The organism is Amycolatopsis silviterrae, from assembly GCF_042684085.1.
Classification (GTDB): Bacteria; Actinomycetota; Actinomycetes; order Mycobacteriales; family Pseudonocardiaceae; genus Amycolatopsis; species Amycolatopsis silviterrae.
Genome location: NZ_JBHUKS010000012.1, coordinates 31087 through 52220, shown reverse-complemented (window position 1 = coordinate 52220; position 21134 = coordinate 31087). Strand labels below are relative to the sequence as shown.

The window sequence follows — 21134 nt, the reverse complement described above, 5'->3', positions numbered from 1 at the left end:
TTTCTGCTCCAATGTTCACATTCTTGAATGGAGTCTGTTATCGTGACTATGTTCACCCACAAGAACGCTGTTCGGGACGCTAATATGGCCGGACTCACAAGTCAACGGCCCGGTTGGAGGACGCGCATGGCGCAGAAGACAGACCCCGCCGCCGCTCCCGCGGAGTCGGCGGGCGTGAAGTCGGCGCGGCGCGCCATCGACCTGATCGAGACGTTCGCCGCGAACGACGTGTGGCTGTCGCTGTCGGATCTCCATGCGCGCACCGGGTTCCCCCGCTCCAGTCTGCACGGATTGCTGCGCACCCTGCTGGACGCGGGCTGGCTGGAGGCCGACGCGAACTCCGCGCGCTACCGGCTCGGCGTGCGCGCGCTGATCTGCGGCACCGCGTACCTCGACCGCGACGCGATCGTCCCCTACGCCACCGAAGCGTTAGAGCGCATCCGCGAGAAGACCGGCTTCACCGCGCATTTCGCGCGCCGCAACGGCACTGAGGTCGTGTACCTGGAGACGCGCGAATCGCAGCACTCCACGCACCTGATCTCGCGTGTCGGGCGCACCCTGCCGACGCACGCGACCGCGCTGGGCAAGGCGTTGCTCGCCGAACTGACCCACGAAGAGGTCGAGGCGCTCATGCCGGACGAGCTGGTCGCGCTCACCCCGAACACCATCACCACGCTCGACGCGCTGCACGCCGACCTCGCGCGCACCCGGGAACGCGGGTACGCCGCCGAGATCGAAGAGGGCACCCTCGGCGTGCGCTGCGTGGCCGCGGTGATCCCGTACCGCATTCCCGGCACCGACGCGATGAGCTGCTCGATGCCGCTGGGCAAGGTCACCGACGCCGACGTCGAACGCGTCGGCGAACTGCTGGCCGAAACCACCGCCGAGCTCGGCCAGCAGCTGCGCCGGGCCGGAATCCGCTGACCGCCGCCACCCGTGCCCCTCGTGAGTGTTTATCGCGGTTAGAACCGTGATCAGCACTCACGACGCCTCATGAAAGGAACTCCATGCCAGACCAGCGTGTGCTGATCACCGGATCGGCCGGCGTCGTCGGCACCCTGATGCGGCCGCGGCTGCGCCGTCCCGGCCGGGTGCTGCGGCTGCTCGACCTCGCCGAGCAGCCCGCCGCCGAGGACGGCGAAGCGGTCGAGATCGTCACCGGCTCGGTCACCGACCCCGAGGCGATGGCCGCGGCCTGCGCGGGCGCGGACGCGCTGATTCACCTGGGCGGGCTCAGCCGCGAGGCGTCGTGGGACGCCACACTCGACGTCAACATCAACGGCACGCACACCGTCCTCGAAGCCGCGCGCGAAGCCGGGATCCGCCGGGTTGTGCTCGCGTCGAGCAACCACGCTGTCGGCTTCCGCCGGAACGACGAGGCGGGCGAAGGCGGGCACCCCGCCGACTCCAGCACCCGGCCGGACACTTATTACGGCGTAAGCAAAGCCGCCATCGAAGCGCTGGGCAGCCTGTACGCGTCGCGCTTCGACATGGACGTGATCGTCATCCGCATCGGCTCGTGTTTCGAGACGCCGCTGCCGCTCGGCCCGCGTGGGCTGTCGACCTGGCTGTCGCCGGACGACGGCGCGCGGCTGTTCGAGGCGTGCCTGAGCGCGCCGTCGCCGGGTTACCGGATGATCTGGGGCGTCTCGGACAACACCCGCCGCGTTTACTCGCTCGCCGAGGCCGAGGCGCTGGGCTACAAGTCCCACGACAACGCCGAGGTCTACGCCGAGCAACTCGCCGACAAGCCCGCGCCGACTGGTGTGGCGGCGGAGTACCTGGGCGGGCCGTTCTGCACGGCGCCGCTGGGAGTGTTCAACCCCCTCTGAGCGCCTGCGGGTCGGTGAGGGCCTCCTTGCGGGAATCCGATCCCTCTGCCAGGGACGGCGGGAGCTGAGCGTGCCGTCTGTGAGGGACTCCCTGAAGGAATCAGATTCCCTCAGGGGTCCCCTCACAGACTTGAATAAACGGTCATTTCAACATTAATCAGGCATTTCACTGAACGTTGTGTCCTTTATGGACGGTCAGCGGGCTGAGGCCCGGGGCTGTGAAGGTGGCCCTCACAGACAATCCCGCCCCCGCCGGCCCCTGCGAGACCCGCATCGACCCGACCGGGCCGAGACCTCACCCTCAGCGCCACTGAAGTTCCTCGCATCGGAGGTACCCTCGCCCACGGGACCCTCGAAGAGGAGGACGCCGTGGGCGAGCTGGGGCCTGCCGACACCAACGGCATCCTTTCCCTGCCCTGGATCTGCCCGGAACGCACCAGCGCGGGCCTCGGCTGGGACCGGGTCTACCTGTCCAAACAGCGCGAACGGCCCTACCGCGCGGAGTTCGGGCCCGCCCGCACGCACCAGCTGATCCTGCATCTCGCCGGTCCGGTGACGGTCCGCCGCGGCGTCGGATCGCCCGCCGAGCGCAGCCGCCGGATCCCGGCGGGCGGGCTCTTTCTCCAGCCCTCGCACCAGGAACTGTCGGTCGAACTCGGCGGCGAGCTGGACACGCTGCACGTCTACCTCCCCGATTCGGCCGTGCAGGAGGCCGCCGGATCGGACGCCCCGGTCCGGCTCGCCGACGAACTCGGCAGCGTCGATCCCCTGCTGGAGCAGCTGGTGCTCGCGCTCGACAGCGTCGTGCGGGAGTGGGAGCCCGGTGCCCGCGCGTATGCGGACCAGCTCGGCGCGCTCGTCGCCGCGCAACTCGCACGCCAGCATCGAGCCGGTCGAAGCGCGCCCGCAGCGACGCGGCCCGCCGAAGCGCTGACTGACCGCCAGTTCACCCAGGTCCGCGAGCTGATGGATGCGCGGCTCGCCGAACCGCTCGGGCTGGTGGAGCTGGCCGCAGCGGCCGGGTTGAGCGTCAGCCGGTTCGCGCGGCGGTTCAAGGCGCGGACCGGGCTGCCGCCGCACCGGTACCTGCTGCGGCTGCGCGTGGAGCAGGCCGGATTGCTGCTGCGCACCGGCACCGAACCGATCGCGGACATCGCCGTGCGCTGCGGTTTCTCCCACCAGGAACACCTCACCCGCGTGCTGCGCGCGCACCTGGGCACCACGCCCGCCGCGCTTCGCCGGGACGGCTGACGCGCGCGTTTCGTGCAGCCCGCCCAGCACGTCTGTGCAGGCGCTCCCGCCCCACCACCCGGATACTCGACGTACCCGCGTGGAAGGACCGTTGATGTTCACCTACACCGCCAACCCGGCCCGGGTCGTGTTCGGCCGCGGCACGCTCGCCGTCGTGCCCGACGAAGTGCAGCGGCTCGACGCCAGCCGGGTGCTGCTGGTGGCCGGAAAGTCCGCGACCGCGGCGGCCGACCAGACTGCGAAGGCGCTCGGCCCGTTGCTCGCCGCCCGCTTCGGCGAGCCCACCATGCACACCCCGGTCGAGGTCACCGAACGCGCGCTCGCGCTGGTCACCGAGCATTCGGCGGACTGCGTCGTCGCGATCGGCGGCGGGTCCGCGACCGGTCTGGCCAAGGCGCTCGCGCTGCGCACCGACCTCCCGCAGATCATCGTGCCGACCACCTACGCCGGGTCCGAGATGACGCCGTCGGTCGGCCAGACCGAGAATGGCCGCAAGACCGTCCAGTCCTCGCCGAAGGTGCTGCCCGAGGTGGTCGTCTACGACGTCGACCTGACCCTCGGACTGCCCGTGCCGACCTCGCTGGCCAGCGGCGTCAACGCGATGGCGCACGCGGTCGAGGCGCTCTATTCGGCGCAGGCCAACCCGGTCGTCGACCAGTTCGCGCTCGAAGCCATCCGGCTGCTCGCCGGCGCACTGCCCAAGATCGCCGCCGACCCGTCCGATGTGGACGCCCGGACGGATGCGTTGCGCGCCGCGTGGCTGTCCGGTTCGTGCCTCGGCTCGGTCGGAATGGGCTTGCACCACAAGCTCTGTCACACCCTCGGCGGCAGTTTTGGCTTGCCGCACGCGGAAACGCACACCATCGTCCTCCCGCACGCCATGGCGTACAACGCACCGAACGCCCCGGAGGCGATGCGACGGATCGCCGAGGCGCTCGGTGCTCCGGACGCGCCGACCGCGGTGTTCGACCTGATCGCCGGCCTCCCGGTGCCGCATTCGCTCGCCGAAATCGGTCTCGCGGAAGGCGATCTCGCGAAGGCGGCCGAGCTGGCCACTGCCGCACCGTACCCGAACCCTCGCGAACTCACCCGCGACGGCATCGAGGACCTGCTGCGGCACGCGTGGTCCGGCACCCGCCCGGCCCCGGCGGAAGGCACGCCGCCGGATCTGCGCGGGCTCACTCAGGAGGTCGTGGACAGTTTCGCCAGTACACCGGATCCCCGGTTGCGCGACCTGCTGTCCGAGCTGGTCCGCACACTGCACTCCTACGTCGTGCGCACCGATCTCACGCAGGAGGAGTGGGAGTACGCGATCGGATTCCTCACCCGCACCGGGCAAATCAGCTCCGACACGCGGCAGGAGTTCATCCTGCTGTCGGACACCCTCGGCGTTTCGAGCGTGGTCGACGTGCTCACGAACTCGCGCACGCCGGACACCACGCCCTCGGCCGTGCTGGGTCCGTTCTATGTGGAGGGTCCGCCGGAAACCGAGCAGGGCGCGGACCTCGCCGAAGGACTGCCGGGCACTCCACTGTGGACCGACGTCCAGGTGACCGAACCGGACGGAACCCCGGTGCCGGACGCGATCGTCGACGTGTGGCAGTCCAATGAGGACGGTTTCTACGACGTCCAGCTGCCCGATCTGGACGGTCCGGTGCTGCGCGCCCGGTTCCGCACCGACGCCGAAGGACGGCTGCGGTTCTGGACGATCGTGCCCTCGGCGTACCCGATCCCGGACGACGGCCCGGTCGGCCGGATGCTCACCGCGGTGGAACGGCATCCGTACCGCGCTCCGCATGTCCACTTCATGATCGCCAAACCGGGCTATCGCACGCTCGTGACCCAGCTGTTCGTGCGCGGCGGCGACTACCTCGACTCGGACACCGTGTTCGGCGTGAAGGACGGCCTGATCGTCGACTTCGCCGAGCAGACCGGCCCCGCGCCGGACGGACGCGAACCCTGGCGCCGCCTCGATTTCACCTTCCGCATCTCCCCGGAGACCAGCCATGACGACCTATGACACCGATGTCCTCGTGGTCGGCAGCGGCCCGGCAGGCGGTTCGGCCGCGCTGCTGCTCGCGACCTACGGCGTCCGCACCGTGCTCGCCACCAAGTACGGCTGGACGGCGCACACGCCCCGCGCGCACATCACCAACCAGCGGACCATGGAAATCCTGCGCGACCTCGGCATCGAAGACCAGGCGCTCGCGCAAGGCACTCCCCCGGAGCTGATGGGCGACACCGTGCTGTGCACGTCGCTCGCCGGCGACGAGATCGGCCGGATCGCCAGCTGGGGCACCGCAGACCGCTCCGCCACCGAGTACGCCTCGGCGAGCCCGTGCCACATGATCGACCTTCCGCAGACCTATCTGGAACCGATCCTCGCCACGAATGCCGCCGCGCGCGGGGCGAAACTGCGCCTGGACACGGAATTCCTCGACTTCACCCAGGATGCCGACGGCGTCACCGCGCGGCTGTTCGACCGGGTCCGCGGCGACGAGTTCACCCTCCGCGCCCGCTACCTTATCGGCGCGGACGGCGCCCGCAGCCGCGTCGCCGAGCAGGCCGGGCTGCCGATCGACGGCCAGTCCGGCAAGGCCGGAAGCATGAACATCACGTTCACCGCCGATCTTTCCGAATACGTCGCGCACCGGCCGAGCGTGCTGTACTGGGTGATGCGGCCGGGCGCGCACCTCGGCGGCATCGGGATGGGCCTGGTGCGGATGGTCCGGCCGTGGAACGAGTGGCTGCTGACCTGGGGTTACGACATCACGCAGCCACCGCCCGAAGTGGACAGTGCGGAGGCGACCCGGATCGTCCGGGACCTCGTCGGCGCTCCGGACCTGCCGGTGGAGATCACCTCGACTTCACTGTGGACGGTCAACCACAGCTACGCCACGCAGTACTCGTCCGGCCGCGTTTTCTGCGCGGGCGACGCGGTGCACCGGCATCCGCCGTCCAACGGGCTCGGGTCCAACACCTCGGTGCAGGACGCGTACAACCTGGCGTGGAAGCTCGCGATGGTCGTCCGCGGCGAGGCGGGCGAAGGACTTCTCGACAGCTACAGCGCCGAGCGCGCACCCGTCGGCAAGCAGATCGTGGACCGGGCGAACCTCAGCCGCGACCAGTTCGGGCCGATCTTCGCCGCGCTCGGCATCGGCGGCGACAGCGATTCGGACGCCATCACCGCCGGTCTCGCCGCCTGCACCGCCGCCACCGAGGACGGAATGCTGCGGCGGAAGCGGTTGCAGGAAGCCATCGAGCTGAAGAATTACGAATTCAACGCGCACGGCGTGGAAATGGACCAGCGGTACGTCTCGAACGCAGTACTTCCCGACACCGCAGAACCGTTCGCGGCAAGGGATCCCGAGCTGTACCACCGTCCGACGACCACGCCGGGCGCGAAACTGCCGCACGTCTGGCTCGTCGGCCCGCACGGCCGCCGAGTGTCCACACTGGACCTCGTCGGCCGCGGCCGGTGGACTGTCCTCACTGGACTCACCGGCGGTGCCTGGCGCGAAGCCGCCGCGAAAGCCGGCGCGGACCTCGGACTGGACCTGCGGATCGTCACCGTCGGCTCGCCCGAAGCCCGCGACGCCTATGGTGATTGGGCGCGGATCAGCGGTATCGAGGAAGACGGCTGCCTCCTGATCCGGCCGGACGGCTACGTCGCCTGGCGCAGGGTCACCAGAGGAACCGGCCTGGTGGAAGCACTTCGCCGCCTCCTCGACCGTTAGCTCACGGCATCCCCCACGGATCGCTCGCCCCGCCCGGCGCCACCGGCCGGACCGCAAAGTCCGGCCGGTCGCCACGGCGATACACATACGCGTCCTGACCGCGTCCGAGATCGACTTGGACATCGCCGTTCGCCAACCGCCGCCACCGTCGCGGCCAGCCGTGCTTGTCCGTCACCGTCAGCTCACCGTCGATCCCCGGCCGCAGCACGCACGGCGCACCCGCTTCGCTGTGCACCTTCAGCCAGCGCGTTTTCCCACCAGAACGGGAAGCGCTGAGCAGGAACGCGCCTTCGGTCCGGAAGTCGCGCAGCGCGATATCGCCCCACGCAGCCGGTACCGCCGGGAACAGCCGGATGACGCCGCCCCAGCTCTGCACCAGCATGTCCTGCATGGATTTCGCCGCCGACAACGGTGTTTCGATGACCGGCCCGGATTCCTTGTACATCGTGTTCGGCTGGATATAACGCTTTTGCAGTTCGCCGAGGTAATACGCGGCTTTCTCGCCACGCAGCATCTGCGCGGAGATCGACGCCGCACCGGTGAAGGTGTAGCCCTGCAACGCGCCCTCGAAGCCGACCCAATGGTTGAGCGAGGTTTCGATGATCTTGCGATGCTCCGGCTGTTCCCAGGTGATCTCGTAAAGCGGATAGATCTGCAGCAGATGCGAATAATGCCGGTGCGATTTGGCGAACGGCACTCCCGCACCGATCATGTAGCCGTTCTCGTCCGCCGGATAGCCGGTGAGCGTGGCGAGCACCTGCTGCCACTTCCCCGCCAGCGGGTCGGCGATGCGCAGCTCGCGCGCGGTGTCCAGCAAAGTCTTGCAGCCCCAGCGGATCAGGGCGAGGTCGTAGTTGGTGTCCGGCGCGTTCACGCCGTACTCGGGCGAGAAGGTCGCCGGGAGATGCAGCCGTCCGTCCGGGCCCGGGGCGAGGAAATGGAGGTAGTAGTTGATTGCCTTGCGCAGCAACGGGAACAGCGTGTCGCGCAGCAGCCGCCGGTCCATGGTGTGCCGATAGGTCAGCCACACGTTGTGCAGCGCCCAGGTCAGGTTGCCGACCTCGGGGGTCGGGGTGTCCTTGCCGGGGATGCCGACCGGGTAGCCGCTGGTCGAGTCGGCGAGGCCGTTGAGCAGCGTCATGTCGGTGGTGCGCGGGATGCCCGCGGAATCGGCCTGATACGGCTGGGCGACCTGGCTGGTGAGCCGGTCCCGGTACTTGCCGAGCGCGTAGCTGACCGCGTCGAGTTCGAGGTGGTTGGAACCCTGGATGAGCCAGTACTCCAGCTGCACGTTGAGGTTCCACCACGTCGCGGGCCACGGCGTGTTTTCCAGCCACGGCCCGGAAGTCGCCATCACCGGCGCTTCCCGGCGCGCGGCCGACGCGACCTTGTACAGCTGGATCCAGTAGAAGCTCTGCAACCGGGTGTCCGGAATGGACAGAAAGCTGCGCCGGTAGTAGTCGTGCCACCAGCGGCGGTGCTCCCAGGTCAGCACGTCCAGCGCGCTGGCCCGCCGCACCGTGTGCAACGCCCGGGCCGCCGAGGTCCGCTCCGGATGCGACCACTCGACCGACGTGTACAACGTCCGCGCACTGCCCCGGCTGACCTCGCGCCACGCCGTCACGTGCTCGCCGCCCGCCAGCAACGGCTGTACCGCGAGATGCGCGTCGCCGGCCTGCTGAAGCTGCACGGGCGGATTCTCCACGTACCCGGCCGGCGGCTGCTTGTTCCACACCGGATCGGCCCGCGGGCTCACCGCCTTCGCCGGATGGAACACCCACCGGAACCCGCGTTCGCCCTCGGACGGCCGCACCGCCACCGCCAGCAGCGACTGTCCGGTGTGGACGATCGCGCGCAGCTCAAGGCTGCCCGCCGCGGTGGTGATCGTGCCGGCGAGTTCGGCGTTCCAGACGTCGAGCCGCCAGTCGAGTCCGGTGATCGCGCCGACCGGTTCGAGCGTGAAATACCCGATCGGCAGCCGCGCGAGGCCGAACAGCGACCCGAACTGCGGCCGGTGGTCCTGCACCTGGCTGTGCTGGACGTTGAACCGCACGGCGTTGCGGCCGGGCTCGGCGTAGATCCCGGAGCCGAGGAAACCGTTGCCCAGGAACGGTCCCTCGTACCAGGTCTTCGGCATCCGCCGCCAGCGCAGGTCCGCCGTCGCCAGGAAATCCGCCCAGTCGACGCCGTCCCCGCCCAGCTCCGCGGCCGCCGCAGGAGACAGCCCGGCCGCTCCGGCTGTTCCGACTGCTCCGGCGGCGATCCCCGCGAGCGCTCCGCCGAGCACTGTCCGGCGCGAGATGTCCATGTCCGCCAACCTCCTTCTAGTCAGGCAAACCCCACGCCGGAACGCTGCCGAGCGAAGGAACGTCACGCGGCCCGAAGTCCGGCCGGGCACCACGCGGGGTGACCGTGACCGTGCTGCCCCGCCGCAACGCCACCGTGATCCGCCGCGGCCCCACCGCCCGCCACGGCAACCGCCGCTCCCACTGATCGCGCACGTCGATGTCCCCGTCGATCCCGTGGTCCAGCACCAACGGCGCCCCGGCTTCACTGCGCACCCGCACGAATTCCGTCGCTCCCCGCCGCCGCGACGCGTCCACCAGGAACGCACCCTCGGTCCGCAGCCCCGCGATCGACGCGTCCGGCCACTTCTCCGACACCGACGGGAACGCCTTCACCACTCCCCCGGACCCCTGCAGCACCATGTCCACAACGGACTGTGCGGCGGTGATCGGGCTTTCGATCGCGAAGTTCGAGCCCTCCCGGTACATCGTGTTCGCGGTCAGCTCAGTGTCCGCGACGATGTTGCGATCCAGGAAGAACTTCAAGTACCGCAATGCTTCCTCGGGCTGATCCATCACCGAGTTCATCGACGACGCGGCCGCATAGCTGTAGCCGTGCCAGGCCGACTGGTCCGCCGCCCAATGCCGGAAGGTACGCGTCATGACGTCCCGATCGGCGGGCTTCTCCCAATTCCGTTCCCGCAACGGATAAAGCCAAAGCAGATGCGAGAAATGCCGATGCGAAGCAGCCAGCCGGACACCGTCGCCGATCAGCACCCCGTCGGCCGGATCCTCCTGGTACGGAACGAGTTTCGTCGCGATCTCCTGCCACATGGGCACGCGCGGCTCGTTGATCCGCAGAATCCGCGCCGAGTCCACCAGCGTCGTCGCGGCCCAGCGAATCAACGAGAGATCGTAAGTGCAATCAGCCGCATCCGCATACTCCGGCGACCGCGTGAGCGGCAGATGTAACCGCCCGTCCGGCCCGGCGAAGAGGAAGTGCCGATAGAAATTGAGCGCCTTCGCCAACGTCGGATACAACACGTCGCGCAACACCGACTGGTCAAGATGATGCCGGTACGCAAGCCACACATTGTGCAGGCCCCACAACAGATTCCCGGTCTGGTCCGTTTTGGACGTCGTCCCCGGCACCCCGACCGTCCGCACACCACCGGGCCGCAGCCGCCAGTCCCCCGGATGCGAAAGCGCGTACGTGTCACCGTCCCGATAGGCAGGCGGAACCGACACCTCCAGGTTCGCGTGATCACGGCGGAAGGTTTCGGTGACCGCGTCCAGTTCCGGATGGTTGGTGCTGTTCACGATCGGATACGTGACCTGGACGTTCAGGTTCCACCAGACCGCCGTCCAGCTGTTGCCGACCTCCGGGAACCACGGCCCCCATTCGGCGGTCACCGGCCCGTCCGCGCGGGTCGCCGAGGCGATCTTGTACAGCTGGATCCAGTAGAAGCGCTGCACCTGTTTGTCCGGCACGGAGACGAAACTGCGCTGATGGAAGCCGTTCCACCAGCGGCGATGCCAGGCCAGCAGCAGATCCGGACTCAGCGCGAGCGCCCGCCCGACCAGCGAAACGGCGTCGCGAGTGTGCGTGGAACGCGGGAACGAATACGCGACCGCCGCCGCGAACAACCGCTTCGACCCGACCCGCTTCTCCCGCCACGCCGTCGTATACCCACCGCCGGCGAGCAACGGCTGCGCGCAATACCCGTTGGCCCGCTCAGGTTCCGGATTCGCGGTGTACTCCGGCGGCTTGCGCACCGTCCGGGTCGTCGCCGACACGAGCGGCGCGAACCCCCACGCCGCCCCGGATTCGCCCGCACTCGGATCCAGCGAGACGAGCAGCACGCCAAGATCGTTGTGCACCACCGCGGAAAACGCCACCTGCCCGCGCGTGGTGGTGATCGTGCCACCGAGTTCGGCGTTGTACAGATCGAGCGTCCAGTCGACGCCCGTGATCGCCCCCGCGAAGGCGAGCGTGATCGCGCCGATCGGCAACCGCGACAGCCCGATCCCCGCTTCCCACTGATTCCGCTGGTCCTGGACCTGGGTGTGGCTGAGCATGAACTTGAGCACCTGCGGCTGGTCCCCGGCGTACGCCTGGACGCCGAGATACCCGTTGGCCAGGAACGGCGCTTCCTGCCAGTTCTTCGGCAACCGCCGCCAGCGCATCCGAGCATCCATGGCAACGTCCCGATGCGGGCTGCGTTGCGCAGCCAGCCCCGGCGGCGCTCCCTGCGCCCAAAGCCCGCCGAACGCCGCCGCCCCCGCGGCGACGGACACGGATCGAAGCACCGTCCGCCGCGACACCCCGACCATGACGTCCTCCGGATTCATATTACGTTTCGCCCTCGCTGACGCGGGGTGAGCGGAATATATCCAGACAGAGCAAGCGAAAGCCAGAGCGGTTCACCCGGAAAGCCGCACAGACATCCGATGACTGGGATCGAGGACGCGCTCGTTCAGATACGTGAAGCAATGAGGGCCACCTTCACGGACGCAGAGTCCCGCGGGGTTCCCCTCACGACCTCGGCGACCCCTGACCGTCCGTGAGGGACTCCTTCACGACCCCAGATTCCAATGCCAGGGACTTAAGCTCGGGTGCCCTCAGCCTGCCAACGTCAGCGAAATGCCCGATTAACACCAGTATGACCGTTTCTTTCAGTCTGTGAGGGACTCCTTGAGGGAATCTGATTCCCCCAAGGAGTCCCTCACAGACGACACGCCCAACTCCCGCCGCCCGCGTCGCCCCGGTGCAAGCCAGCGGTCCGCCAGTGGCTTCGGCCCGGGCGAACGCGCCTCAGCCGCGCCCATAACGCCGTCTTAAGTCCCTGGCATTGACCCCAGATTCCCTTAAGGAGTCCTTCACGGACCTGGGCCGCCGTAACGCCCTACCAAACCGCCACCGATGCACCCGCCCCATCGAGGCAGCCTGCCCACCGCAACCTAAAGCGACGGCAACTCCACCCGCTCCAGCCAAGCCGAGAAGAACCCCCGCAAAGACCGCCCGGCATAAGCCTCCGCCAACGCCACGAACTCCCCCGTAGTCACCGCCGCGTGCCGGTTCTCCACCGCCCAAGCCTTCACCAGCGCGAAAAACGCCGGATCCCCCATCTCCCCCCGCAGCGCGTGCAGCGTCAACCCACCGCGCTTGTACACCCGCTCGTCAAACATCCGAGCCACCCCAGGATCACCGATCGTCACGTCCGCCGGCTTCGCCCGCATCCGCGCATGCCACGCCCGGGCCAACGCTTCCGTCGATTCCCCGCCAGCCAACGGCGACCACAACCACTCGGTGTAAGTAGCAAACCCCTCGTTAAGCCAAATGTGCTGCCAATCGGCGACCGTCAGGCTGTTCCCGAACCACTGATGCGCCAGCTCGTGCACCACCAGCCGCTCGTGGGTCCGCTTGCCGTCGACATGATTGGCCCCGAAGATCGCCATCCCCTGCGCCTCGATCGGATCGTCGAGGTCGTCATCGGTCACCACCACCACGTACTCGCCGAACGGATACGGCCCGAACCACTCCTCCAGCGCGTCCATCATCCGCCCCTGGCGGCCGAAGTCCCGCTCGAACGCCCGCCGCAGCCGTGGCGGCACCGCGGCTCGCTGCACCACCCCGCCCGGCCGGTCGACCACGATCTCCGGAACCCAGGCGCCCTCGGACAATTCGAGGTCCTCGTACCGCCCGATCTGGACGCTCATCAGGTACGTCGAGGTCGGCTCCGGCCGCTCGAAGACCCACTTGGCGGTGCTCGCCGACTGGTACCGCGACACGAGATTCCCCGTCGCCGCAACGAGATACGGCGACGACGTGGCGACCGAGAGCCGGTAGCTCGCCTTGTCCGCCGGATGGTCGTTGCACGGGAACCACGACGGCGCGCCCACCGGCTGGCTCGCCACCAGCGCGCCGTCGGTCAGCTCGTCCCAGCCGATGTCGCCCCACCGGGTGCCGACCGGCTTCGGGTTGCCCGCGTAGCGGATCTCCACCTCGAACACGGTCCCGGACGGCACCGACCGCGCCGGCTTCACCTGCAGCTTCAGCCCGCGCCGCACGTACTTCGCCGGTTTGCCCTCGACCAGCACGCGCGAAACCCGGAACTCGCCGAAGTCGAGCGTCAGCCGCGAAAGCGCCTGCGTGGCTTCACACGTGAGCACGGCCGTGGCGGACAACCGGTTCGGCCCGATGCGATAGTCGAGATCGAGATCGTAGTGCCGGACCCGGTAGCCGCCGTTCCCGTGCGCGGGCAGGTACCCGTCGCCCGAGGTCTCCGCTCCGGGCGCGGCCGCTTTCCCGTTCACCCGCACCGAAACCCGCTTTCGCCCGCCGCCGTGATCTTTTCCAGGATGAGGCGCCGGGACCGGGTCCGCAACGCCTCTGCCCTCACCGCCGCCAGGCCGAGATCGGATTGCCGAGCCAGCGCGAGTCCGCGGGCACCGCGTCGCCGCGGGTCACCAGCGAGCCGGGGCCGACCGTGGTGCGCGCGCCGATGCTCGCGCCCGGCAGCACGATCCCGTGCGGGCCGAGCGTCGCGCCCTCGTCGAGCGTCACCCGCGACATGGTCATGATCCGGTCGTGGAACAGGTGCGTCTGGACCACGCAGCCGCGGTTGATCGTCGCGCCGTCGCCGAGCGCGACCAGGTCCGATTCGGGCAGCCAGTAGGTGTCGAGCCACACGCCGCGGCCGATCTTCACGCCCATCGTGCGCAGCCACGCGGGCAGCAGCGGCGTGCCGCCGAGCGACCCGATCAGCCACGGCACCGCGAGCGCCTCGACGAACGTGTCGGCCAGCTCGTTGCGCCACACGAACGAACTCCACAGCGGGTGGTCGATCTCGCGGAACTTCCCGACCAGCAGCCACTTCGCCGCGGTCGCGGTGAGCGCCGCGACGACCCCGGCGGCCAGCAGCACCGGCCCGGACAGCAGCGCGGCGACCCAGAAGCCGCCCTGCGCCGCCAGCGCCAGCAGCGCGCCCGCCACGCCGACGGTCAGCGCGACCGCGCACATCACCGGCAGGATCCGGCACAGCTCGACCAGCGCCCGCGCCGCCTTGAGGTGCAGCGGCGGCGTGTACGTGCGGCTGGTGTCGCTCTCCTCCACCGCGCGGCGCACCGGCAGCGGCGGCATGCCCAGGTACGACGAGCCCTTCTTCGCCTTCGCTGGCGTCGAGGACAGCACCCCGACCAGCCCGCGCTTCGGCACCGAACGGCCCGGCGCGGTCATCCCCGAGTTGCCGAGGAACGCCTGCTTGCCGATCCGCGCCGGGGCGGCGTGCAGCCAGCCGTGGCCCAGTTCGTAGGTGGCGACCATGGTGTCGTCGGCCAGGAACGCGCCACTGTCCACTTTGGTCATCTTCGGCAGCGCGAGCACGGTGGACGCCTCCACGTTGCGGCCTACCTTCGCGCCGAGCAGCCGCAGCCACACCGGCGTGAACAGGCTGGCGTACAACGGGAACAGGCCTTCGCGGGCCATCCCCATCAGCCGCTCGGTGGCCCAGACCTGCCACGCGACGCGGCCGTGCACCGGGTGGTAGCCCTCGACCATCCCGACGCCCAGCGCGCGGACGCCGGCCAGGACCAGCAGCGCGTACGTCAGGAAGTAGGCGACGGTGGCGACCGGCACGAACAGCAGCGCCTGGCCCAGCGCGGCGCCCAGGCTCGAGGTGCCGGACACCGCGTAGCCAAGCACCGCGACGGCGGGCAGCGCGGCGATCCCGGGCAGCAGACCGAGGAACACCGAGGTCGCGCCGTACACCGAAGCCCAGAACCGCGACCGCGGCGGACGGCTCGACGGCCACTTCAGCGCGTCCTTCACGTCCGAGCGCACCGCGGGCGAACCTGCCCAGCGCTGGCCCGCCGGGACCGCGCCGCGCACCGTCGAACCGGCGGCGATCTCCGCGCCCTTGCCGATGCGGGCGCCGGGGAACAGCGTGCTGCGCGCGCCGACCCTGGCCTCAGCCCCGATCCGCATCTTGCCGATGTGCACGACGTCGCCGTCGACCCAGTGGCCGGACAGATCGACCTCGGGCTCCACCGCGGCACCCCGGCCCAGCTTGAGGAAACCGGTGACCGGCGGCGGCGAGTGCAGGTCGACGTCCTTGCCGATGCGCGCGCCCAGCGCCTTCGCGTACGTCGTCATCCACGACGCACCCGCGACGCTGTCCGCACCGCTGAACTCGGCCAGCTTCTCGGCGGTCCACAGTCGCAAGTGGACACTGCCGCCGCGCGGGTAGGTGCCGGGGCGCACCCCGGACAGCAGCACGCGCGCGCCGCCCGCGGCGATGGCGATCCGCCCCGCCGGGGTGAACAGCACGACCCAGGCGAGCCCCAGCCACGCCCAGTTCAGCGTCGGCGCCCAGGAGACGCCCAGCAGCGCCAGCACGTTCGAGCAGACGGCGGCGAGCGTGGTCCAGCGCAGCCCGACCAGGCCCATCAGCGGGACCATCAGCAGGGACTGCACGAGCCCGGCGCGGCGCGGCGTCGGCGCGATCTCGCGGCGCTCGGTCTCCTCGCCGCTCAGCGCGTCCAGCTTCGCGGCCAGCGCGCCGAGCTTCGGGTTCTGGTAGATGTCGCTGACCGACACCTCGGGGTGGCGGGTGCGGATGCGCGCGATCAGCTGCGCCGCGGTGAGGCTGCCGCCGCCGTTGGTGAAGAAGTCGGCGCCGGCATTGCTCACCGACACGCCGAGAATTTCGCTCCAGCCCTCGGCCAGCCACGCCTCGGTCGGCGACAGCCCGGCCGCGCTCGCGTCCACAGTGGACAGCGGCCACGGCAGCGCGGCGCGGTCGACCTTGCCGGACGTGCGGGTGGGCAGGTCTTCGATCGTCGCGAGCAGCGGCACCAGCGCGGCGGGCAGCTGCGCGCGCAGCCGGGTGGCGGCATCGTCCGTGTCGAGCGTTTCGCCGTCCTCGGGCACGACGTAGCCGACCAGGACCTGGTTGCCCGCCTTGGTGCGGCGGACCGCGGCGGCCGCGCCGCGCACGCCGGGCAGCGCCTGCAGCGCCGCGTCGACCTCGCCCAGCTCGATCCGGCGGCCGCCGAGCTTGATCTGCTCGTCCATCCGGCCGAGGAACAGCAGGCCTTCCGGCTCCGCGCGCACCATGTCGCCGCTGCGGTAGGCGCGTTCCCAGCCCATCGACGGCAGCGGCGCGTACTTCTCCGCGTCCTTCTCCGGGTCGAGGTACCGGGCGAGCCCGACGCCGCCGATGACCAGCTCGCCGGTCTCGCCCATCGCGACCGGTTCGCCCGCTTCGTTCACCACGACGAGCTGCCAGCCGACCAGCGGCAGGCCGATCCGCACCGGGCCCTCGCCGGTCATCTGCGCGGCGCAGGCGACGACGGTCGCTTCGGTGGGGCCGTAGGTGTTCCACACTTCGCGGCCTTCGACGGCCACGCGCTCGGCCAGCTCCGGCGGGCAGGCTTCGCCGCCGAAGATGAGCAGGCGCACGTCTTCCAGCGCGTCCGCCGGCCACAGCGCGGCCAGCGTCGGCACCGTCGACACGACGGTGATGCCCTGCGCGACCAGCCACGGGCCGAGGTCGACGCCGGTGCGCACCAGCGCGCGCGGCGCGGGCACCAGGCAGGCGCCGTGCCGCCAGGCCAGCCACATCTCTTCGCAGGAGGCGTCGAACGCGACGCTCAGCCCGGCCAGCACCCGGTCTCCGGGGCCGACCGGCTCGTCGGTGAGGAAAAGCTGTGCTTCGGCGTCCACGAAGGCCGCCGCCGAGGCGTGCGTGACCGCGACGCCCTTCGGCTTGCCGGTGGAGCCGGAGGTGAAGATGATCCACGCGTCGTCGGCCGGACCGGGCGTGCCAGTGGCCTCGCTCGGCGTCCCGGCGACGGTGATCTCGCCGTCGGTGGCGATCGCGGCGACGCCTGCCTCGCCGAACACCAGTTCAGCGCGCTCGTCGGGGTCGTCCGCGTCGACCGGCACGTACGCCGCGCCGACCGACAAGGTCGCCAGGATCGCGACGTACAGCTCGGCGGTGCCCGAGGAAATCCGGATGCCGACGCGGTCGCCGAGGCCGACGCCGTGCTCGCGCAGCCTGCGGGCGTATGCCTCGACCTCTTCCATCAGCCTGCGGTAGCTCAGCGGGCCGGTGCCGTCGTCGAGCGCGGCGGCGTTCGGGTGCCGCTCCGCGGTGGCGGTGAGAATGTCCAGGAGGGTGCGCTCGGCCGTCGCCGCTTCGGTCTCGAACAGAGCGGGCGAGAGCGCGGCCTCGACGGCAAGCGTCAGGGCGTCGGTGCTGCCGGAATCGGCGGTCAGCGTCACCGGGCCACCCCGGTATTCCGGAACGACGGGAACAGGGTCGAACTCTGGGCGCGCAAGCCCATCACTCACCTTTCGCGAGCGTCATTCGGGCTGGCCATCCGAATGAGGCGCCCGTAGCGACCGTCCACTTTACGCGGCGATCAAGGTCAGGTCGCGTCAGGGTAACGGCCGCGTGTCGGACGTCACCCCTGCGCAGGTCCGACAGGAAATGACCCCAATGCCACATTGGGTGCATCTCACGCACCGAATGCCACATTGGGTGCGTCCAACGCACCCAATGTGGCATTGGGGCGATTGCCGGTCAGCGGTTGCGGGCCGCTTTTCCGCCCGCCTTCGGCTTCTGCTTCTTTTCGCGGACGCGCACATTCACCCGGACGGGAGAGCCCGCGAAGCCGAACTGCTCGCGGAATTTCCGCTCGATGAACCGGCGGTACCCGGCCTCGAGGAACCCGGTGGTGAACAGCACCAGCGTCGGCGGCCGGATGCCCGCCTGCGTCGCGAACAGCACCTTCGGCTGCTTGCCGCCGCGCACCGGCGGCGGCGTGGCCGCGATGAGGTCGGACAGCCAGCCGTTGAGCTGACCGGTCGACACGCGCTGGTCCCACGACGACAGCGCGGTGCGCAGGGCGGGCGCGAGCTTGCGCACCGCGCGCCCGGTGAGCGCGGAGACGTTGACCTTCTCCGCCCACGGCACCCGCACCAGGCCGCGGTCCAGCTCGCGCACCATGGCGTGCCTGCGATCCTCGTCGACCAGGTCCCACTTGTTGAACACGAGCACGCACGCGCGGCCCGCCTCGACCACCATCGTCAGCACCCGCAGGTCCTGTTCGGTCAGCGGTTCCGAGGCGTCCAGCAGCACGAGCGCGACCTCGGCCGCGTCGATCGCGGTCTTGGTGCGCAGCGAGGCGTAGTACTCCGCGCCGTCGGCGAAGTTGACGCGCTTGCGCAGGCCCGCGGTGTCCACGAACCGCCAGACCTCGCCGTCCAGCTCGACCAGCGAGTCGACCGGGTCGACCGTGGTGCCCGCGACCGAGTCGACCACCGAGCGCTGCTCGCCGGAAATCCGGTTGAGCAGGCTGGACTTGCCCACGTTCGGCTTGCCGACCAGCGCGACGCGGCGCGGCCCGGCGGTCACCGTGCCCGCTTCGCGCGGAGCCTCGGGCAGCGCCGCCATGATGGCGTCGAGCAGGTCGCCCGAGCTGCGCCCGTGCAGCGCGCTGACCGGGTACGGCTCGCCGAGGCCGAGCGACCACAGCGACGCGGTGTCGGCCAGCAGCCGGTCGTCGTCCACCTTGTTCGCGGCCAGCAGCACCGGCTTCTTCGAGCGGCGCAGCACGCGCGCGACCGCCTCGTCGGTGGCGGTGGCCCCGACCGTCGCGTCGACCACCAGCAGCACCGCGTCCGCGGTCTGCATGGCCATCTCGGCCTGCACCGCGACCGAGGCCTGCAGGCCGGTGGCGTCGGGCTCCCAGCCGCCGGTGTCGACGAGCGTGAAGCGGCGCCCGGCCCAGAACGCGTCGTAGGCGACGCGGTCGCGCGTCACGCCCGGCACGTCCTGCACCACCGCTTCCCGGCGGCCGAGGATGCGGTTGACCAGCGTGGACTTGCCCACGTTCGGCCGTCCGACCACGGCGAGCACCGGCTGCGCGGCGGCCGCCCGGCCGTCCGCCTCCTCGGCCTCGACCTGCGCGTCGAGCGCCGCGAACTCGGACTCGTCGGACCAGCTTCCGTCGATTTCGCCGAGACCGTCCACCGAGCTGTCGGCGGCGTCAAACCCTGTCATCGTTTCCCAACTTCACCTACGGCGTGGCGAACCCGTGTTCGCCACGCCAGTCGTCCAAAGACTGCACGAGCGCCGCGAGCTGCGTGCGCAGCTCTTCGGTGCCCTGGTCAAGGCCCTTGCGGCCCGGACCGACCTTCAGCGCGAACGGCTCCCCGAACAGGAGGTCCACGCGCGGGCGCCAGCGGCGCTTGCCGTCGGCAGGCTTGCGCGTCCCGCGGATCGCGATCGGCAGCACGGTGGCTCCCGAAGCGCGCACGAGCCACGCCGCGCCGCGTTCGGCCGCGCCGACGTCGCCCTCGCCCCGGGTGCCTTCCGGGAAGATGCCGACCGCCCCGCCCGCTTTGAGCACTCCGACCGCCGTGGTCAGCGGCGTCCGGTCGATCTCGCCCCGGCGGACCGGGATCTGGCCGATCGCCCGCAGGAACCGGCCTCCGATCCCCGTGAACAGCTCGGCCTTGGCCAAGAACGCGCTGCGCCGCGGAAGCATTCCGATCACGAGCTGCGGATCGACGTTCGAGCTGTGGTTCGAGATCACCAGCAGCGGCCCGTCGGCGGGCACCCGCTCCCGGCCGTGCACCCGGATCCGGAACGCCGGACGCAGATAATACCGGCCGGAGATCCGGCCGATGTCGAGCAGGAGGCCGTTCGCCCCCTCGGGGAGGGCCCCGCTCACCGGCTGACCCCGGCCTCGGCGGCGGCCGGTTCGGCCGGGCAGTCGCCGAGCAGGCCCCGGCCGCGGGCGAGTTCGGCCAGCGCGACGATCACCTGGTCGATCGTCAGCTCGGAGGTGTCCACCTGGACCGCGTCCCCGGCCGCGCGCAGCGGCGAGGCGGCCCGGGTGGAGTCGATCCGGTCGCGGCGCTCCACCGATTCGCGGGCGGACTCGACGCTGGAGGCCCGGCCCGCCGCGGAGTCCTGGGTGTTCCGCCGCGCGGCGCGGACCTCGGCCGAGGCGGTCAGGTAGATCTTGAGCGGCGATTCCGGCGCGACGGTGGTGCCGATGTCACGGCCCTCCACCACGATCCCGCCGTCGTCCTCGACCGCGTCGGCGATGATCCGGCGCTGGCGGGCGACCAGCACCTCGCGCACCTGCGGCACCGCCGAGACCGGCGACACCGCGCCGGTCACCTCGGGACCGCGGATTTCGGCGGCCACGTCCTCGCCGGCGAGGCGGACATCCGGCCGCTCCGGGTCGGTGCCGAGCGCGAAGTCGACGTCGTGCGCGAAGGCGCCGATGGCGTGTTCGTCGGCGAGGTCGATCCCGGCCCGCAGCACGGCCAGCGTGACCACGCGGTACATCGCGCCGGTGTCGAGGTAGCGGGCGCTCAGCCGGCCGGCGAGCTTGCGCGCCACCGTGGTCTTGCCGGTTCCCGACGGGCCGTCCAGCGCGACCACCCCACGTAGGGCTCCCGTCACCGATGTTCTCCTCACGTTCGTCCCGCACACCCGGTCCGGTTCATTCTGCCCGGAGCCCGTCGCGGCACCTCAGGCGGCGTCCGCCGGGCCTATGCCCAGTCGACGCTAGACAATCTAGCGGCGCTATATTAGCGTTGCACTTGTTCCTAGCACTGCTAACTCACTGGGGTTCCCATGCTTGTCGCCGCCTACGTCCTCGCCTGCGTGCCCGCGCTCGGCATCATCTACATCGGGTTCGGCTACCTGTTCGCCCCGGCGAAGAGCGCCGCCACGTTCGGCCTGCGCACGATCCCGGCCGGATCGACGGCCTTCTTCGAGATCAAGGGCAACCGCGACCTCGGCGCCGGGCTGATGCTCTGCGTCGCGATGCTCGCGGGCACCCCGCACCTCGTCGGCTGGCTGCTGCTCGCCGCGGCCGTGATGCCGGTCTGCGACATGCTGATCATCTTGCGGCACAAGGGAAAGAAGGCGATGGCCTACGGCGTCCACGGCGCGACCGCCGCGCTGATGGCGGCCACCGCGATCTTGTTCCTGCTGGGCTAA

The 21134-nt window shown here is 70.3% G+C and carries 13 protein-coding genes; 6 read left to right on the top strand and 7 right to left on the bottom strand.

Translation table 11 applies throughout. From position 1 onward, the window contains the following. Window positions 1-126 precede the first annotated feature (126 nt). From ACFSVL_RS17725 to ACFSVL_RS17705, 5 genes are all read left to right on the top strand, one after another. Window positions 127-924 carry an IclR family transcriptional regulator gene (locus ACFSVL_RS17725; RefSeq protein ID WP_378305457.1) on the top strand — a complete coding sequence of 266 codons (798 nt, stop codon included), beginning with the start codon at window positions 127-129 and terminating at the stop codon, window positions 922-924. 83 nt (window positions 925-1007) lie between these two features. Next, window positions 1008-1832, top strand: coding sequence for an NAD-dependent epimerase/dehydratase family protein (locus ACFSVL_RS17720; protein WP_378305455.1), 825 nt, complete (start codon window positions 1008-1010; stop codon window positions 1830-1832). 369 nt (window positions 1833-2201) lie between these two features. Beyond that, complete coding sequence (locus ACFSVL_RS17715) at window positions 2202-3083, top strand: helix-turn-helix domain-containing protein (protein ID WP_378305453.1); 882 nt, start codon at window positions 2202-2204, stop codon at window positions 3081-3083. A 94-nt stretch (window positions 3084-3177) separates the two neighbouring features. Beyond that, entirely contained in the window at window positions 3178-5103 is a 1926-nt protein-coding gene (locus ACFSVL_RS17710; protein ID WP_378305451.1) for a maleylacetate reductase and hydroxyquinol 1,2-dioxygenase domain-containing protein, read from the top strand. Next, a complete protein-coding gene (locus ACFSVL_RS17705; protein WP_378305449.1) occupies window positions 5090-6820 on the top strand; it encodes an FAD-dependent oxidoreductase in 1731 nt (576 codons plus the stop codon). The genes ACFSVL_RS17710 and ACFSVL_RS17705 overlap by 14 nt, the downstream gene beginning before the upstream one ends. A gap of 1 nt (window position 6821) precedes the next feature. Here the strand turns inward: ACFSVL_RS17705 and ACFSVL_RS17700 are convergent, their stop codons facing one another. The 7 genes from ACFSVL_RS17700 to cmk form a co-directional block, all read right to left on the bottom strand. Continuing rightward, on the bottom strand, window positions 6822-9128 hold the full coding sequence (locus ACFSVL_RS17700) for a glycosyl hydrolase family 95 catalytic domain-containing protein (RefSeq protein WP_378305448.1): 2307 nt from the start codon (window positions 9126-9128) through the stop codon (window positions 6822-6824). 16 nt (window positions 9129-9144) lie between these two features. Further along, the gene (locus tag ACFSVL_RS17695) at window positions 9145-11439 is read right to left on the bottom strand and encodes a glycosyl hydrolase family 95 catalytic domain-containing protein (RefSeq protein ID WP_378305839.1); all 2295 of its coding nucleotides are present in this window, start codon (window positions 11437-11439) and stop codon (window positions 9145-9147) included. A gap of 627 nt (window positions 11440-12066) precedes the next feature. Further along, a complete protein-coding gene (locus tag ACFSVL_RS17690) occupies window positions 12067-13422 on the bottom strand; it encodes a M1 family metallopeptidase (RefSeq protein ID WP_378305446.1) in 1356 nt (451 codons plus the stop codon). Window positions 13423-13504: 82 nt separating this feature from the next. Further along, window positions 13505-17392, bottom strand: coding sequence for a Pls/PosA family non-ribosomal peptide synthetase (locus ACFSVL_RS17685; protein WP_378305444.1), 3888 nt, complete (start codon window positions 17390-17392; stop codon window positions 13505-13507). Window positions 17393-17693: 301 nt separating this feature from the next. Next, the gene (der, locus tag ACFSVL_RS17680) at window positions 17694-19175 is read right to left on the bottom strand and encodes a ribosome biogenesis GTPase Der (protein WP_378305442.1); all 1482 of its coding nucleotides are present in this window, start codon (window positions 19173-19175) and stop codon (window positions 17694-17696) included. A 16-nt stretch (window positions 19176-19191) separates the two neighbouring features. Further along, the gene (locus ACFSVL_RS17675) at window positions 19192-19848 is read right to left on the bottom strand and encodes a lysophospholipid acyltransferase family protein (protein WP_378305440.1); all 657 of its coding nucleotides are present in this window, start codon (window positions 19846-19848) and stop codon (window positions 19192-19194) included. Next, window positions 19845-20570 (bottom strand): (d)CMP kinase, encoded by a 726-nt coding sequence (gene cmk, locus ACFSVL_RS17670; RefSeq protein ID WP_378305838.1) that lies wholly within the window; start codon window positions 20568-20570, stop codon window positions 19845-19847. The genes ACFSVL_RS17675 and cmk overlap by 4 nt, the downstream gene beginning before the upstream one ends. A 195-nt stretch (window positions 20571-20765) precedes the next feature. Here cmk and ACFSVL_RS17665 point away from each other — a divergent pair, with 195 nt between their 5' ends. Then, window positions 20766-21134: a DUF4267 domain-containing protein gene (locus ACFSVL_RS17665; protein WP_378305438.1), complete on the top strand. Its 369-nt coding sequence runs from the start codon at window positions 20766-20768 to the stop codon at window positions 21132-21134.

Coding starts and splice junctions, on each gene's coding strand:
- ACFSVL_RS17725 (WP_378305457.1), top strand. CDS start 127: ATGGCGCAGAAGACAGACCCCGCCGCCGCTCCCGCGGAGTCGGCGGGC.
- ACFSVL_RS17720 (WP_378305455.1), top strand. CDS start 1,008: ATGCCAGACCAGCGTGTGCTGATCACCGGATCGGCCGGCGTCGTCGGC.
- ACFSVL_RS17710 (WP_378305451.1), top strand. CDS start 3,178: ATGTTCACCTACACCGCCAACCCGGCCCGGGTCGTGTTCGGCCGCGGC.
- ACFSVL_RS17705 (WP_378305449.1), top strand. CDS start 5,090: ATGACGACCTATGACACCGATGTCCTCGTGGTCGGCAGCGGCCCGGCA.
- ACFSVL_RS17700 (WP_378305448.1), bottom strand. CDS start 9,128: ATGGACATCTCGCGCCGGACAGTGCTCGGCGGAGCGCTCGCGGGGATC.
- ACFSVL_RS17695 (WP_378305839.1), bottom strand. CDS start 11,439: ATGGTCGGGGTGTCGCGGCGGACGGTGCTTCGATCCGTGTCCGTCGCC.
- der (WP_378305442.1), bottom strand. CDS start 19,175: ATGACAGGGTTTGACGCCGCCGACAGCTCGGTGGACGGTCTCGGCGAA.
- ACFSVL_RS17665 (WP_378305438.1), top strand. CDS start 20,766: ATGCTTGTCGCCGCCTACGTCCTCGCCTGCGTGCCCGCGCTCGGCATC.